At 44.8% G+C, this 16,040-nt stretch carries 12 protein-coding genes and 2 tRNA genes; 7 read left to right on the top strand and 7 right to left on the bottom strand.

The features are described from left to right. Positions 1-350 precede the first annotated feature (350 nt). The 5 genes from ACL6C3_RS01370 to ACL6C3_RS01390 form a co-directional block, all read right to left on the bottom strand. Positions 351-1,214, bottom strand: coding sequence for a CAAD domain-containing protein (locus tag ACL6C3_RS01370; RefSeq protein WP_413164594.1), 864 nt, complete (start codon positions 1,212-1,214; stop codon positions 351-353). A gap of 20 nt (positions 1,215-1,234) precedes the next feature. Further along, complete coding sequence (gene gltX / locus ACL6C3_RS01375; RefSeq protein ID WP_413164596.1) at positions 1,235-2,677, bottom strand: glutamate--tRNA ligase; 1,443 nt, start codon at positions 2,675-2,677, stop codon at positions 1,235-1,237. Between the two features lie 281 nt (positions 2,678-2,958). Beyond that, positions 2,959-3,032: transfer RNA gene (locus tag ACL6C3_RS01380), tRNA-Asp, on the bottom strand. A gap of 294 nt (positions 3,033-3,326) precedes the next feature. Next, positions 3,327-4,466, bottom strand: coding sequence for an esterase-like activity of phytase family protein (locus ACL6C3_RS01385; RefSeq protein WP_413164598.1), 1,140 nt, complete (start codon positions 4,464-4,466; stop codon positions 3,327-3,329). Continuing rightward, complete coding sequence (locus ACL6C3_RS01390) at positions 4,463-6,055, bottom strand: TM0106 family RecB-like putative nuclease (protein WP_413164599.1); 1,593 nt, start codon at positions 6,053-6,055, stop codon at positions 4,463-4,465. The genes ACL6C3_RS01385 and ACL6C3_RS01390 overlap by 4 nt, the downstream gene beginning before the upstream one ends. A gap of 203 nt (positions 6,056-6,258) precedes the next feature. On the opposite strand from ACL6C3_RS01390, the gene ACL6C3_RS01395 reads away from it, so the two are divergent. Further along, positions 6,259-7,434: an aminotransferase class V-fold PLP-dependent enzyme gene (locus tag ACL6C3_RS01395; RefSeq protein WP_413164601.1), complete on the top strand. Its 1,176-nt coding sequence runs from the start codon at positions 6,259-6,261 to the stop codon at positions 7,432-7,434. Between the two features lie 34 nt (positions 7,435-7,468). Here ACL6C3_RS01395 and ACL6C3_RS01400 read toward each other — a convergent pair. Further along, positions 7,469-7,542: transfer RNA gene (locus ACL6C3_RS01400), tRNA-Arg, on the bottom strand. A gap of 289 nt (positions 7,543-7,831) precedes the next feature. Between ACL6C3_RS01400 and ACL6C3_RS01405 the strand changes: the two genes are divergently transcribed. The 4 genes from ACL6C3_RS01405 (at position 7,832) to ACL6C3_RS01420 (ending at position 11,072) form a co-directional block, all read left to right on the top strand. Further along, positions 7,832-8,503 carry an Npun_F0813 family protein gene (locus ACL6C3_RS01405; RefSeq protein ID WP_413164603.1) on the top strand — a complete coding sequence of 224 codons (672 nt, stop codon included), beginning with the start codon at positions 7,832-7,834 and terminating at the stop codon, positions 8,501-8,503. A 135-nt stretch (positions 8,504-8,638) separates the two neighbouring features. Next, positions 8,639-9,670: a hypothetical protein gene (locus tag ACL6C3_RS01410; protein ID WP_413164604.1), complete on the top strand. Its 1,032-nt coding sequence runs from the start codon at positions 8,639-8,641 to the stop codon at positions 9,668-9,670. Between the two features lie 119 nt (positions 9,671-9,789). Continuing rightward, entirely contained in the window at positions 9,790-10,749 is a 960-nt protein-coding gene (locus tag ACL6C3_RS01415) for a transcriptional regulator (protein ID WP_413164605.1), read from the top strand. A gap of 110 nt (positions 10,750-10,859) precedes the next feature. After that, positions 10,860-11,072, top strand: a complete 213-nt coding sequence (locus tag ACL6C3_RS01420) for an Hfq-related RNA-binding protein (RefSeq protein ID WP_413164607.1) — start codon at positions 10,860-10,862, stop codon at positions 11,070-11,072. Here ACL6C3_RS01420 and ACL6C3_RS01425 read toward each other — a convergent pair. Next, positions 11,069-13,411 (bottom strand): cation:proton antiporter, encoded by a 2,343-nt coding sequence (locus tag ACL6C3_RS01425; RefSeq protein ID WP_413164608.1) that lies wholly within the window; start codon positions 13,409-13,411, stop codon positions 11,069-11,071. The genes ACL6C3_RS01420 and ACL6C3_RS01425 overlap by 4 nt on opposite strands. Before the next feature lie 479 nt (positions 13,412-13,890). On the opposite strand from ACL6C3_RS01425, the gene ACL6C3_RS01430 reads away from it, so the two are divergent. Further along, a complete protein-coding gene (locus ACL6C3_RS01430) occupies positions 13,891-14,805 on the top strand; it encodes a M23 family metallopeptidase (RefSeq protein WP_413168234.1) in 915 nt (304 codons plus the stop codon). Positions 14,806-15,088: 283 nt separating this feature from the next. Continuing rightward, a complete protein-coding gene (locus ACL6C3_RS01435) occupies positions 15,089-15,979 on the top strand; it encodes an LPS biosynthesis glycosyltransferase (RefSeq protein ID WP_413164610.1) in 891 nt (296 codons plus the stop codon). The last annotated feature ends 61 nt before the right edge of the window (positions 15,980-16,040 follow it).

Here is a 16,040-nt window from a genome sequence, read left to right on the forward strand (position 1 = left end):
ATCGCCAATTAATGGTGAATTTGAGGAGATTTTAACCCACTAGAATTGTACATGAATTCTCTTGAAAGGCAAGCTTTCACCTCCGAAAATCTAAACTTCCCTCAGCCAAGCCCGGGGAATCAATTCTGAGTGAGAATTGAGAACGCACTAATGAGACAGAAGTCGTGAAAAAACCCGGTTTTTTCTGAATCTACAAGCGTTAAAATCTGCCCGTGAACTTCACAAACCGGGTTAATAGGTCAGTCCTGTTGGTTCTAACTTCTCAATTCAAAGAAAGTCGAATCTCCCTCTAAATTGTCCCTATTGAAAACCCAAACGTCAACAGAAAATTTCCGAGGAGATCGAAAACCCTACAATGAATCTTCTTCGCCCAAAAATTCCGCTTTCCAAGACTGAAACTTAGCCAGCAATTCTTGACGAGTTTCCGAACGCAACAGATAGCGATAAACAAACCAGACCGAATATCCCATCCCGACAATTTCCAGGGTAGACTTGACCAAAGGAACATCATTGACCGAATCCAATACCCCGACTAAAGCTTTAGCCGTAATAATGATCAAAATAATTCCAACCACCGTCCACAAAGGACGTTGATACTCGGAAAAGAAATTACTGAAAGCCTCAGGAAGATCGGAAATGACATTCACGACTTTATCCTTAAGTGCTTGGATATCAAATTGAGACGTTTCAAGCATTGCAGGTTCTTCTTCGACAATTACCGGTACAGTCGGCGCTGTTGTCGGTTCGGCTTTGGTTTCTGCGGGGGGTTTAACCACGTTGATCGGCTCCGGTTTTACTTCTGGGGGTTTCATCGAATCGCTCATGGGTTGAGGTTTGGTTTCTTCAGTCGGAGGCTTCACCATATTAACCGGTTCGGCTTTGGTTTCTGCGTTCAGTTTAACAGCACTAACCGGTTCGGGCTTCGGTGCAACCTCCGGCTGCGTGGCGCTGACCGGTTCCGACTTCGGCTCGGGCGGTTTGGGCGATGGAACTTCCGGCTTTACGGGTTCATCGGCTGCAACCGGAGAAACAGAAATGGACTCGGTGGGAACTTCCGGTTCCGATTTTTTCGGTTCGGTTTTTTTGGCATCCGTCATTTCTGGCGCTTTTTCGGCTTGAGAAGACTCAGATGCTTTAGACTCTGGCTCATTATCGGTTTTTTGGAACCCAACACCTTGAGTTTTAGAGGTCTGTTTTTTGGAAGAATCTGTCATAATATTATCCTCAGAAAAAATTAACTATTCAAGATTTTTTCAAAGCGAACCCGATCGACCCCTTTTTGATGGAGAAGGACCCAAGATTCGGTTAAATCCGGGCCGTGAACTGCTCCGGTTAAAGCGGCTCTGAGCGATCGCATAATTAGCCCTTTCTTCAATTTCGTTTCTTTTGTCACCGCTTTAATCACTTCTTGAGCGCTATCAGCAGTTAGGGCTTGATCGAAATCCACTTTGTCATAAATCGCTTGCAAAACTGTTAATGCTCCCTCTTGTTGTAATTGAGCTTTGGCGTCTTCATCCGCTTCTACAGTGGGAGAAAAGAACAATTTAGCTTCAACGATCGCATCTTTTAAACGAGTTAAACTCGGGCCGATCAAAGCGGTAAGCTGTTCTAACCAGGGGCGATCGCTTTCGGGATCGAACTCATATCCGGCCTCTTGCCAATAGGGAATTAATAAATCCGTCAGTTCTCCTGCGGGCATATTATGAATATATTGGCTATTCAACCAGTCCAATTTATCCCAATCAAATTTGGCGCCGGCTTTGTTGACCCGTTCAAAACTAAACTGTTTCGCCGCCTCATTGAGGGAGAAAATTTCTTGAGTCGAGTCGGGCGGAGTCCAACCCAACAAACTCATATAGTTTGCCAAAGCCGGGGCGGTAAAGCCCATCTGTTGAAAGTCAGAAATTGAAGTTACACCGTCTCGTTTTGAGAGTTTCCGCCCATCTTGATTTAAAATCAGCGGCGTGTGGGCAAATTCCGGCACTTTGGCTTCAAATGCTTCATACAGCAGAATTTGCTTGGCTGTATTGGCAATATGGTCTTCTCCGCGAATCACATGGGTAATTCCCATATCAATATCATCGGCGACAACGGCTAAGTTATAAAGCGGTTGGCCCACTTCCGTCCCGCTAGAGGCCCTCGCGACCACCATATCGCCCCCGAGATCGTTCCCTTTCCACACCACTCGACCTCGCACCGAGTCATTCCAAGCAATTTCGCGCGCGTCATCAATTTTGAAACGAATCACGGGTTGGCGTCCTTCGGCTTCAAATTCGGCTTGCTGAGAGGGCGTTAGGTTGCGGTGGCGGTTATCATAGCGGGGGGCTTGACCTTTGGCTTTTTGAGCCTCTCGCATTTGCTCTAGTTCTTCCGATGTGCAGTAGCAGCGATAGGCTAAACCTTTATCCAGTAAGCTTTGAATGGCTTTTTTATAGAGTTCTAAACGTTTGGATTGAAAAAACGGGCCTTCATCCCAGTCTAGTCCTAGCCACTGAAGTCCATCGATAATATTTTGGGTGTATTCGGGGCGCGATCGCTCGATATCGGTGTCTTCTATTCGCAGGATAAACTTACCGCCCTGGTTGCGAGCAAATAACCAATTAAATACAGCCGTTCTCGCTGTACCTATATGAAGATTTCCGGTTGGACTGGGGGCAAGACGAACTCTGACACTCATACTTATTTAATCTGTATTTTCTAGATTTTTGGTACAATTCAATCGATATAATTGCCAAGATGAGCCACTGTGAAGGCGTTGACAAATAATCCTTCTGCTTGGGTCAAAGGCCTGCGATCGCGCCTATCTCCATCTCATTCTACCAACTCTGTGTGCTTGTTCTGGCTTAATCTTGTTGAGTTGAGAAGATTTTGCTCAAAACCTCTCTAATGGTAGATTTATGATGAATCCTGGCGATCGCAGTCCGTTGACTGCTATCATTTCTAACTCTATCTTTTGAACGGGACTGACGGGGCTCGAACCCGCAACTTCCGCCGTGACAGGGCGGTGCTCTAACCAATTGAACTACAGTCCCTTTTTTTGACTAAATTCTATTATGCACGTTCTCTGGGAAGTTGTCAAGAGGTTGATCAAATTTTTTTTTCGATCTCGACAAAAACCCGGTTTCTGCGCTGGACCCTTCTACAAAAACCCGGTAACTCATAAGAAACCGGGTTTTTTGCTTGTGGGTTGATGTATCTGGAGAAAAACCCGGTTTCTGCGCTGGACCCTTCTAGAGTCTACAAAAACCCGGTAACTCATAAGAAACCGGGTTTTTTGGTTATCCCGGTTTCTGCGCTGGACCCTTCTAGAGAAAGAAACCCGGTTTTTAGTCTTTGTCGTGCAGTGTATTATCGTCTACGGCTAAGGCTAAAATTTGGGTAATTTGTAGGGCATTGAAATTATTATCGCTGACTAGGATAAGCGATCGCCGACCATCGGATAATGTTGGCCCAAAGGTCAAACCTTCGATATTGTCTACAGGAAAATTTAATGTGCTTAAATTTAACAGCAAAGTCTTCCGAACGGGTGAAAGATCTCCTATTTCACCTTTGAGGCGATCGAGTCCTTGAATGCGATCGGCAGCTTCTAAAGACACTTGAAAGAATTTTATCGTATTTCCGACACCGATCGCAAAAGAACGTTCTAAAGCGAGTAAATGATTTTCATCGATAGCCAACAAGTCTACCAAACCATTAATTTGAAAAGTGCTTGGAAAACGGGGTGCTGTAACAATGGGATCGGTAATATAGAGAAATTCTTGATCGGGCTGACCTGTTTGTAGATTATATCGTAAAATTCGACAGGGACTTCCTTCTGCTGGAGTGGCGGCTTTTCCATCTTGAACCAGTGCATTTTCTGTTGCGGTAAATAGATAGCGTTTATCGGGAGTTTGGGTTAAACTTTCCAAGGCTAAGTTATTGCGAATTCCCCGTTTTGATTCTTCGGAAGTTGGGAGAAATTTATCGGGAATGGGAAAGCTTCTAAGTTCTTGTCCGTCGAGGGAGAATTCTTTAATAAAAGGCGGTTGTAAACGCTTGACATCTCCTTCGGAAGAAACGAATACACTTTCCCCAGTAAATGCAATTCCTTCGGTATCTAAACTCATTTCAGGAAAAGGTTCACCAGCGGAATTGAGTAAGGTTGTTTCGTCGATAATTTCAACGCCATTTTCCAAAAGTTGATCGGAACTCAAGTCAATTTTTAGAGTATAAAACCGAGCGGGTGCTTTGCTGCTGCGATCATCAGAAATTGCATAATAAACTTGTCGGTCGGGGTTGTAACTAATTCCTGATAATCCCCCGACTTCGGTTTGTTGAAATAAGAACCCCGTCGGAAAGGTCGCTTTTCCGATAAAATCAAACCCATTTTCTGTGGATAAAGTGTTCTTTGGCTGATTGATAAAAATAGAAATAAAAATCACCCATCCACAGATGAAAATTAGAACTTTTATCGCGTTAACTTTCATTGAGTCTGTACTTCAACTTGAGAACCCTCTACATTTTCTAAAAAGTTGGTCAACCATTCTTTTACATGAAAAGTCGCTTGACAATCATCTTGATTATAACGGACAATAGTATCAAGCAAAGTGCGATCGCCTGTTTTTAACCATTGTTCGTACCAGTAAACGCACTGGGCGCCATTCGCACTCGGATCGTTCCACTCAAACCCCATCCACCGAGCAATAGGTTTTAAGGCGTAACTTTCAACCGGAAGTGTAACGAGTTGGGTAACTTGTTGATGAATATCAATTAACCGTTTGAGCAAAGGTTTCCAAAGATAATCCGGGGTATTGTAAGCTTTGGCTAGGCGTTTAATGGTTTTAGATTCATAGTCGCAAAAATGAAAAATCGGTGCGATGGGATAAGTCCAAACCAGGTTTAAAAATTCCAGCCATATTTTTTCTTCTTCCGCTTGATTTTCGGCTAAAAACGAATATAACTTTTGGCTATTGTTACGTCTGTCAACTACCAAAACCCCGTGCAGATAATCCAAGTTTAACTCGGGTTGCGCTTCGAGATCAAAATAAAGTTCTATCGGCGAACGTCTCAACACATTGGGTAGGGGATTAAAAACAGATTGAAGTCTATTTTGTTGAAGATTTTCTTCAGTTGGAAGATTGATCGATTTGCCATTATTGAGATTTTCAGAAGTTGAACGAAGCACCGCTTGATTATTTAAAGTTGCACTGGCTTGTTGAATAATTTGCGCGGCTATCCCTTCATTAAATTCGGGATAATTCAACAGAAATTCTAGGGAAGTTTCCGCCAAAGCCGCAACACTTGTGATGTTTAACGCTTGCAAACGGCTGTAACGACTGGGAGTAACACCGGGAAGCAAAGAGAGATGATTTTGAGATTGAGCGATGGTATAACATTGATTGTACCACTGACACAAATTACATTTTTGACGTGCAATAAACACTTCCGGTTCTTGCTGTTTTTCCAGCATTTGGATACAGTCTTGTAAAATATCCTGCATCTGAGGAAGACGTTGATTTAAGTTGACCTCATAAACTCCTTTAGTCCGTAAAATTAGGCGGGATTTTTCCGGTTTTGTTCCTTGAATTTGTGATAAAACATAAGCGTGAAACGCCGCCACAATTTGATAGTCAAGTTTGGGACGTTTACCGAGTCGAATATCGGTGGGAATATAAATCCAATCGCCAAAATTAGACTCGCCCGGATGCTTAACTAATAAATCGGGATAACTGAGTAAAACCACTTGCGGAGAATGTTCAATCGACTGAAAATTAGATAGAATATTTTCGATGGGTTCTTCGCTAAAAAGCAATACCCCTTTATGAATTTGTTCAAACCCTTGTTTCATCAAGTTGAGCGTCTCTTGCGCGGCTAAAATCCAATTTCCTCTCGGAAAATCCGGTTGTTGATAAGAGCGGTCGGCTAAAATAGTTTGCTGAAAGTCAAAACTATCTTGCATCAATTTCAGTAAAAAATCGCTCGGGGGATCTTTTCGGGTAAAATCTCCATAAACATCAAGATAGGTGCGTCTAGAACACCGTTGGAAGAACAAAAGTTGTTGGTCGGTAATCAACATGAAATCAAAATTGAAGTGATGAAATTAAAAGCAATTTGGAGAAAAGCGGGAAACGAACAGAAAGTAAAGTTGTTAAATCCTTTCCCTTCTGAAGCAATTCCCCCTGTTATTCCTTCCGCATGAATGATGGGTGAAGTCCAGCTTCGTGGTATAGGGTATAAAAGGCAATAACAGATAACAACTGACCACAGATTAAACTAATTATGACAAATTTGACATTAGAAAGTTACCGACAACAGTTTCCCGCTTTAGCAAACAAAGCCTATTTTAATTATGGCGGACAAGGGCCGCTCCCTGAGGTGTCTCTCGATGCAATTTATCAATCTTACAAACAAGTCCAAGAAAAAGGGCCATTTTCCGTGAAAGCGGGAAGTTGGGTAACAGACGAGTCAAACCAGATGCGGGAGTGTATGGCGAATGAGTTGGGGGTGAGTGCGGAAACCATAACTTTAACCGAAAATGTCACCGTAGGCTGTAATATTGCCCTGTGGGGAATGGATTGGCAAGCCGGAGATCATGTGTTACTCTCAGATTGTGAACATCCGGGTATAATTGCGATTGTTCAAGAATTACAACGGCGTTTTCAGCTAGAGGTGTCGGTTTGTCCGCTGCGAGAAACGTTGAACCAAGGCGATCCGGTGGCGGTGATTCAAACCCATTTACAACCCAATACTCGCTTATTGGCGATCAGTCATATTTTATGGAACACCGGTCAAGTTTTGCCATTGGCTGAGATTGTTAAATGTTGTCACAACCACCGAGAAGGAAAGGTGAGGGTGTTGGTGGATGCGGCGCAGTCTGTGGGGGTTTTACCGCTGAATTTAACGGCGTTGGGGGTTGACTTTTATGCCTTTACCGGTCATAAATGGTGGTGCGGCCCGGAAGGTGTGGGCGGGTTTTATGCCAGTCCTGAGGCGTTAACAACTCTTAATCCCTCTTATATCGGTTGGCGGGGGATTCAATACGACAAAAGCGGATATCCGGTAGACTGGAAACCGGACGCCAGACGCTATGAAGTGGCGACTTCCGCTTATCCCTTGTTTGCGGGTTTGAGACGTTCAATTTCCCTGCATCACGAATGGGGAACGATAGAGGAACGTTACCAACAAATCTGTAATTTGAGTCAATATTTGTGGGAAGGACTATCGGAATTATCTCACGTTCATTGTTTAAGAACTTCTCCCCCAGAGGCGGGTTTGGTGTCGTTTCAACTGACGAATGGTTTAGTTCATAAAGCGGTTGTTGAGGCAATGGAAACGGAGAATATTTGCGTGCGAACGATTTTAAATCCCGATTGTATTCGCGCTTGCGTTCATTATTTTACCGAAAAATCCGAGATTGAACGGTTAATTATTGCGATCGCCGGAATTAATTCTTAATAAATCGGCTAAATCGTGTGAAATCAAGATTTAACGGGTGTGGTAGGACTCGAACCTACGGCTCGCTGCTTAGAAGGCAGCTACTCTATCCACCTGAGTTACACACCCAAGATTGCAATCAATTGCTATATTATAGCTGATCAGAGTCAAAGATAAAGTTTTCTGTTCAATTGTGGCGATCCGATCGCCATCATCAGGAAGGTTCAGCAATTGAAACCCAATCCTTGCAACCGAGAGTGGACAAGCTTGCCTGAAACCGGGGAAGATCAAAGGTTCACTCGTGTTATTCTGGGATGAAGCTGGAATCCCCCTATTATGCTTCTAGTCGGAGGTCAGTGTTAGAGACTAAAATAACAGACACAGCCTCCAGCCCGATCCAGGAGTAGGTCAGAGTGTCATGTTTATTCTGAAACGGCAGGATGTTGAAATTAAAACAATTCAACACCCAAATCGGGATCAGCAGATTCCCATTTTGAATTATCAGGGACAAAGTTTTCGCCTGATGAAAGTGTTTACCGCCCAACAATCGGATGAAGCCAGAGCTTTTTGGCGAGATCTAACCGATAACCGAGGCAAAGCCTGTGTATTGCTTGAAGAACCTGATCGGTATAGCGTTTGGGGGAAGGTTCGCCCGGATCAACTCGTTGGCGATGGTGTCAGCAGCAGCGATAATAAACAGTCTGCACTCATTCAAGCGTGTTTGCTGGTTTTGCAAGCCGTTTACTTTGATGTCGAAGACTTATTAGGCGCTCGCCAAGCAGGGTCTTTTGAAAAAGATTTAACCCAAATTTTTCACAAAGCAAAACTGCCCCAGACGGAAACTCCAGAGGCGGTGAAAACCTTGCTGAAAAAAGACCCCCTCGACGACCTTCAGGTTCCCCCCTGGCATGAAGATCATCTCAAGACTTTGTTAGAAGAACTTTATCAACTCGCCAAACAATATTTTGGCAATACTAGCTTTGCGGAGGGAATAGATGAAGTGTTAGAAGAAATGAACGGCGACGATCGCGCTTACTTTATTAGTTGGCTCAATCAATCTTCTGTGGGTAAACTGTGGGCAATAGGTTAAGGAATGTTGAGAAAGACTCGTCGCCGTGTCTCGGATATGGGACGCTGAACTATAGACCCTACTCAAAAGTCTGGCCGGCCTGATAGGGCATCAAATCATAATCTTTCATGTTAATTTGTCTGATATTTTATCCCTATGAGTAGCACTTCACAAGAAAAATCGCTGTCGCTCTCCTCTGTGTTTTCGGCTCAGAATCTCGTGATTTTCGGCATGATCTGGGCTGTACTGGCATTACTGTTCTTTCTACTGTTTAGTGTCACCCCCCAAGGGGAGGAGCTACCGTTATGGTACTCCATAGGTACTTACGTCTTTGAACTGGGCGCTTTTCTCGGGGCGGCTTTAGTGTGTTATCGCAACTGGCAAAGCCCTCAAATGGTGAGCGGACGTAATGTCTGGTTGGGCTTTGGTTTGGGGTGTTTCTTTTACTTTATTGCCGGGGTATTGTTTGGAATTTGGGAATTAGTCTGGCATTTAGATCCCGATGTTTCCCTGGCCGATTTACCCTATATCTTGAGTTACTTATTCTTGGGTTGGGGGATGGTTTTAGCCGTGACCTCCAAACGCTTGAATTTAGAAATTTGGCAGTGGGCGGCAATTTTGGGCGTGGCGGTGGCGGGTACGGCTTTGGCGATTTGGGTCGCCGATCCGTCGTTTTTTGGCTTAATTGGCTCCGAAGAACCTGTCGCCATCGAACAAGTCGCCCCAGAAGCCACCGCGACGATTAACGCTCAAAATCCTGGGGCTTCTGCACCGAACTTAGCCCCCGCCGCAGAGGAAGAAGCAGAAGAAGAAACCACCGCTCCCAGTTGGATCGTTGCTCTCGATCGCCAATTAGAGCCGCTGGCGACCTGGGTGAATCTGTTTTACATTATCGGTGATGTTTTTCTGTTGATTTTGGCAACAGCCCTGATTTTGGCTTTTTGGGGCGGGCGTTTTTCTCAATCTTGGCGAATGATTGCCTTTGCGACTTTCTCGCTGTATGTAGCGGATATGTATTTCAAATGGACAGATGCTCGGGTTCAAGCCGAATATGAAAGCGGGGGATTATTAGAAGTTTTCTTCGTGTTTACCGGGATTTTATTTGGTATTGGTGCGGTTTTAGAATACGACATTTCCACCCGCTCTCGTCAAAGCAGACGGGGAAGACGGGGTAGCGCGAAAAGCTAAAATAGAGAGAACTGGACAAGCTCAGGATTCGTGTTTAAGACCTCTGTTTTTGAGGAACGCTCCCCTATCGATACCCAGTTTCTGATTCTCGATTCTCCGATCTCAAACCCCAAAATAGAATGTCATCCTCCAAATTATCTGACCCAGAAAAACAGGAAATTATTGAGTTGTATCAGCAGATGCCAGAGGAGACAACTATTACTCTGGCCGATCGCTATGGCGTGAGCAGTTCAACCGTTAGGCGGGTTCTGCAAAGTGCTATCCCCAAGGATACTTATGAGAGACTAACTCAACAAAAACAACGTTTGCATCGCACAGGTAAACGTTCGACCCGCAATGCCGAAGACGCCGAAGAAACCATCTTCACCGCAACCGTTGAACCGGACGAGGACAACGACCCGCCTCAAGAAGAAGAACAATTTGAAGAAGCATCCCCTTCGTCAGATTCTTCTCCTAGCTTGAAGCGACGGCGCAAACGGTCTTCTGCTAGCGAAAATGGTGAATCGTCAGAATCAGCAAGTTCGACGACGCCGACACCCAAGCCGATTATTAAATCATCCGAAGATCAACCCTCCAACTCCTATTCTTCCGATCCCCCTGGTATTGGACTGATGGCTGAGGACTTTTTGCGAGAAGAATTCAGCGAGTTTGAACAGGAGGAGGACGACAACGACGAAGACGAGGACGAGGACTATATCGAGGATGATACCGATGACGAGGACGAAGGAGAACAGTTCTTTTCTTCCTCTTTGTCAATGGCTCGATCGGCTCTGGTTAAAATCTTACCCCTAACGGAAGCCGAACTCCCCAAAACCTGCTATCTGGTCATTGATCGCTCGGCGGAATTGGTTGCTAAACCTTTAAAAGCCTTTAGCGAGTTAGGACAAATTCCCCCGGATGAGGTTCACGAAAAGACCTTACCCGTGTTTGATAATCATCGGGTCGCCAGTCGCTTTTCAGCCCGCAACCAACGAGTGTTTAAAGTTCCGGATACTCGTTTGCTGCAAAAAGCGGCTCCTTGTTTGCAAGCTAAGGGAATTACTCGACTGTTAATTGATGGTCAAGTTTATCGATTTTAGCCTTTTCCTCGCCCTAAATCTAGGATTCTAGGGCGGGTTTATCTTTCTATTTTCCGATTTGTGGAAACGTTTTGTGACTCTAATCTTTCACCTCCAACCTAAGAGCGATCATGTCTGATTTTGATACGGGTTTACCGAGTATTCGCCAAGTACAAACCTATACCCAAGATAAACAACCGATCGAAGTTAAACTGTTAACTAACGATCTCCTCGTCGGTACGGTATTTTGGCAAGACAATAACTGTATTTGTCTGCAAGATGAACAGCAGCAACCGATCCTGATTTGGCGACAGGCGATCGCTTACATCAAACCCAAAAGCTAAAGGGTAGCCGGTTGTTTGGTTTCGCTAGGATTGCTTTCAACTTTTGTAGATGATTTAGAAGATGTTGCTGTTTTAGCATTCCCGGAAGTGGTAATCGGAATCAAATCGCAACGAACCTGATTGAGATTTTGAAACCCTCCGCAAAGTAACAAATGATCCCCTGTTTGTAAGTCCATTGTCGGATGAGGCCAACGCAAGAATTTTCCCTGACGGCGTAAAGCTTGCACCTGGACGCTGTAGCGTCTGAGTAAATCAATTTCGGCTAAAGTTTTCCCGACTGCGGGACTATTTTCGAGGATAACTAACCACTGACAAGACACACTTTCAGAGGGAAGTTTAACCTCTCCTTTTGCCAATAAATCTAAAATATTTAAAGCTTCCGGTTCTCCCACTAATAACAGGCGATCGCCTTTTTTCAGCGTCGTATTACTATCAGGATAATCGAATTCTTCCCCGTTTGATCGACGAATTGCCATCACACTCACCCCGCTGAGATGGCGCAAATCGGTTTGTTGAATGGTCATTCCTTCTAAGGGAGAATCTTCCGGAAGATTATACCATTTACTGTTCATATTTTGCGCCGCTTGTTGTAAATTTCGAGAAATTTGTACGGGAGATGCTTCCGGGCGCAAATCGAGGTAATGACTGTTGCGAATTTTCTGGGTTTGCTGTTGAATATGATTGAGCGCCAATCCCATACTCAATAACAAATGAGTCGATAATTCTAAACTAGCTTCAAATTCCGGTTGTACCACTTCTTTGGCGCCCAAATGATACAACAGTTCAATATCTTTATCTCGATAAGCAACAACGGTAATATCCAAATCCGGCGAATATTCTAGCGATCGCTTCAAACAAAGTCGAGTATTCATCGGGTCGGAAAGGGCGATCGCCACTGCACAGGCGCGATCAACTCCGGCAGTTTCTAACACGTGAGAACTCGCTGCATTCCCATATAAATAAGGAATTTTTGCCGCGCGTAATTCTTGAATTGTTCGTTCGGAATGATCGATAACCACAACCGGATAATTATGATTTCTGAGGATTTGTACCAAATTTCGTCCGACCCGTCCGTAACCACAAACAATCACATGATTTTGTTGGGGTAAATCATCAGAAATAGCAATCGGTAAAGACGTTTCTTCTAAAAGCGCAAACAACCAAGGCACATTTTCCATCCAATCTAACAGACGGGGAATCAGTTGTAAAACAAAAGGCGTAATCACTAAAGTCACGGCCGTTGTTCCTAAAATCAGGAGATAAACCCGACGAGAAACTAAACCTAAACTCTGACCTGCACTGGCGAGAACAAAGGAAAATTCACCGATTTGAGCCAATCCTAAACCCGCAAGAATTGAACTTTTCAGCGTATAGCCAAAAGTGCGAACAATCGGAATAATGAGTAAAGATTTTCCGATCACAACCAGAAACACTAATCCTAAAATCAGTTCTAAATGTTGCCACAGAAAAACCGGATCAATTAACATCCCAACCGCAACAAAAAATAAAGCCGCAAAAATATCCCGCAGGGGTTCAACATAAGTCAGAGTTTGATCGGCATATTCAACCTCCGAAATCATCAAACCCGCCACAAAAGCGCCCATTTCAATAGAAAAGCCCAAATGTTCGGTTAATAAGGCAATTCCCAAACATAAAACCACCACACCCAATAAAAACAATTCTCGGCTTTCGGTGCGAGCCAAAAAACGCAATAATGAGGGAATCACCCAAATTCCGGCCGCCACCGCACCGAGGGCAAATAAGCCAATCAGTAACAGACTTCGCCCCACTGCCAAACCGATGGCTTCAACGGGTTGATCTAAAGCCGGAAGAACGGCTAACATTAGCCCCAAGGCTAAATCCTGCACCACCAAAATTCCTAACATGACTTGACCGTGAGGCGTGGTGGTTTCGTTGCGTTCCATCAAGCATTTGAGGACAACCGCAGTGGAGGACAGCGATAAAATTGCCCCCAAAAAGATCCCTTGAACTGGAGAACTGACCCAACCCATGACCCCAGAAACAACGGTTGTGAGAAGCATGGTTAGGATAATTTGTAAACCCCCTCCCCCCAAACTGATGGCTTGGACTTTCTTGAGTTCGGCAAAGGAAAATTCGACGCCCAAAGCGAACAGCAGAAAGGCGACCCCAAACTGGGCAAGGGTTTCGACTTGTATTAATTCTTTGATCACACCCAGTCCAGAAGGGCCGATGATCATACCGCCAATGAGATAACCCAACAGGGCGGGTTGTTTCAGCAAAGAGGCGAGCAAACCCCCGGCGGTGGCGGCGGCGAGTACGAGAACTAAATCAACAATTAATCTAAAGTCTTCTGGCACGGATTTTAAATAAAGCGACAAAATGTAACAGCGTGTTAATTAAATATTAGAGTAGCAACTTTAAGATGGGACTGCTATTTGAACAGGGAACACCGGAACAGGTGTCGGGTGTCGGGTATCGGTGTAGGGGCGGGTTCTGTAATCGGCGTTTGTTACCCACAGACAACTGATCTAAACCCGCCCCGGTTGTAGGGGCGGGTTCTGTAATCGGCGTTTGTTACCCACAGACAACTGATCTAAACCCGCCCCCTCCTCAGAAGAAATTGTGAGGTTACTGATAACTGCTAACTGTAAACACTGGTGAGGTGGTGAGGTGGTGACTGTAAAGGGGCGGGTTTATGTAACTTATTTTGTGGGTAACATAGATTTACTCACCAAGCCGCCCCTACAAAAGTATTACCTCTAGCAAGATTGTCTGTTGCCTATTCCCTATTGCCTATTGGCTAATAAGTGCTGAGTGTAAAGAGGTTTGAATGGAAATGTTAAATTTATTGGACTTTTCTGCTTTTGGAATACAGAGTTGGAGAAAATGGCGCTGGCTGAAAAGCTTGATGCTAGCTTTGATTACGCTCAGTTTGGCGATCGCGCTTCCGGCGACGGCTAGTTTTCAAGTTCAGGTGAAACCGTCTTCTCCGCAGTTGGGGGATACGATCTCGGTAAGTATGAATGCAACGGGAAATTTACCGAGTTCTAACCCAACGGTTGTTTTAAATGGCAAGACTTATCCGATGTTTTCCGTCGGTGGAAACCGCTATCGGGCGTTAGTTCCGACTACACCGTTGGAGCGGGGGGGATCTCGACAACTGATCGTTAGCGACGGGAGTCAACAACAGAATGTTAGCGTACAGGTACGCGATCGCAGTTTCCCTACCCAGTCTATTTGGCTCTCAGACGATAAGAATAGCATTCAGGGGACTGATTATGAGTTTGACCGAGTTGATGCGTTTAAAGCCCTGGTAACGCCGGAAAAATACTGGAATGGGCCGTTTCTGCGACCGAGCGAGGGTTATGTCAGTACCATTTATGGGGTGCGTCGCTATTATAACGGTGAATTTGCCGAAGATTATTATCACCGAGGGGTTGACTATGCGGCGGGTACGGGAACGCCAGTGGTGGCGCCGGCCGGCGGTCGTGTGGCGTTGGTGGGGTTGGAGTCCCAAGGTTTTGAACTGCATGGAAATACGGTGGGGATCGATCATGGTCAAGGGGTGGCGAGTATTTTGATTCATCTCAGTCGGGTTGATGTTAAAGAAGGGGATATGGTGCAAGCGGGTCAAGTCATCGGTGGAGTGGGTTCGACGGGCATTTCCACCGGGCCGCATTTGCACTGGGGGTTATATGTTCACGCTCAGGCGGTCGATCCGGTACCTTGGCGATATGAAGGGGTAGAGTAGGAGAAGATACTGGGGAGTGATTGCGATGGGCAGATGTTCGCTCCCAATCAAGAATCTTAACGCGATCGTAGAAAATGTTTTGATAAAATAGGGTTAATCGCAATTACGACCCCCGCAGCCATTTTTAATGGGTTTCCCCGTCGTTAATCACGGGGAAAATTGGCTGTTAGTCGTTGCTCGTTCGGGGTTCATGGGTATAGCCCGTCAGGAACTTTGAACCCCTAAAATGGAAGATTTCAGGGTGCGGGCTTGTTGGGTAATTCTTGATAAACTCAATGGTTAAATGAATACTAGAAAAGCCGATTTTCCCCAGAAAACCAACCCGGTAAGCGACAGTTTAACCACTGCAAATCGGTTCGCCGATGGCATTGGCAAAACTTTTATTATTGCCTACAAAGAGAATACGGATCAGTTAGAGTCTATTCTCAAACAAGAGGGTTTTGATTGTCAAGTCATGCGGCAACAACATCGGCCAGAATATAAAGACTATTCTCCGAGTTATCTTTGCTTGCTCAATCATAAAAGTGTTTGGGAAATCGCCAAAACTCAAAGCAAACCGACGTTAATTATTGAGGCGGATTTTGTTCCGGTTATCGGTTTGGGAAAACTGCCTTTTCCTTTCGATCTCGATCAAAGTGATGTGGGCGTTTGCTGGATTTATACTTGCGCTCCTCAGCTTTATAGCGTTACTCCCAACGGTTACGGCGAAGGGTTTTCGGTTTCGACGGTTGCTTATATTGTTACTCCGAAAGCGGCGGAGTGTTTGCGGTCGTTGGAAGCCCAAAAACGAGAAAATCCGGGGCCTAAGAGTTATTCAAGTTGGGATTCGGAATTAGATAATTTTTTGCGCCAGCAGGGTTTTAAAAATTATATCGCATTTCGCAATTACGGCGAACACGGAGGAAGACCGAATTTAGAACATCATCAACGGGGTTTGAGTAAAGTTCATCGGGCTGATGTTCTTTATGGTCAGTTAGCTTTTACGCCTCTATATCTTCAGGATGAAGCGAATAGTAATGTTAAGCTGCAATTTGCCAGGTTGAAAGCAAGAATCAAGGGTTTGGGTCGTTTGCTCCTGGGTAAGTTTTTACGAATTCCTGTTGTTAGCCGATCCAGTTACCCGATGAAGTTAATTAGTTTTGCACTTCGCCGACAGTTAACGTTCCGAATTTAAAACAAAAGTTTAAGTCAAGTTGGAGAGGGACGGGGCGATCGCTTTGACGGGAATAAAAATT

This window comes from Capilliphycus salinus ALCB114379 (assembly GCF_047276495.1).
Lineage (GTDB): Bacteria > Cyanobacteriota > Cyanobacteriia > Cyanobacteriales > Microcoleaceae > Capilliphycus > Capilliphycus salinus.

Coding starts and splice junctions, on each gene's coding strand:
- ACL6C3_RS01370 (WP_413164594.1), bottom strand. CDS start 1,214: ATGACAGATTCTTCCAAAAAACAGACCTCTAAAACTCAAGGTGTTGGG.
- gltX (WP_413164596.1), bottom strand. CDS start 2,677: ATGAGTGTCAGAGTTCGTCTTGCCCCCAGTCCAACCGGAAATCTTCAT.
- ACL6C3_RS01385 (WP_413164598.1), bottom strand. CDS start 4,466: ATGAAAGTTAACGCGATAAAAGTTCTAATTTTCATCTGTGGATGGGTG.
- ACL6C3_RS01390 (WP_413164599.1), bottom strand. CDS start 6,055: ATGTTGATTACCGACCAACAACTTTTGTTCTTCCAACGGTGTTCTAGA.
- ACL6C3_RS01395 (WP_413164601.1), top strand. CDS start 6,259: ATGACAAATTTGACATTAGAAAGTTACCGACAACAGTTTCCCGCTTTA.
- ACL6C3_RS01405 (WP_413164603.1), top strand. CDS start 7,832: ATGTTTATTCTGAAACGGCAGGATGTTGAAATTAAAACAATTCAACAC.
- ACL6C3_RS01410 (WP_413164604.1), top strand. CDS start 8,639: ATGAGTAGCACTTCACAAGAAAAATCGCTGTCGCTCTCCTCTGTGTTT.
- ACL6C3_RS01415 (WP_413164605.1), top strand. CDS start 9,790: ATGTCATCCTCCAAATTATCTGACCCAGAAAAACAGGAAATTATTGAG.
- ACL6C3_RS01420 (WP_413164607.1), top strand. CDS start 10,860: ATGTCTGATTTTGATACGGGTTTACCGAGTATTCGCCAAGTACAAACC.
- ACL6C3_RS01430 (WP_413168234.1), top strand. CDS start 13,891: ATGTTAAATTTATTGGACTTTTCTGCTTTTGGAATACAGAGTTGGAGA.
- ACL6C3_RS01435 (WP_413164610.1), top strand. CDS start 15,089: ATGAATACTAGAAAAGCCGATTTTCCCCAGAAAACCAACCCGGTAAGC.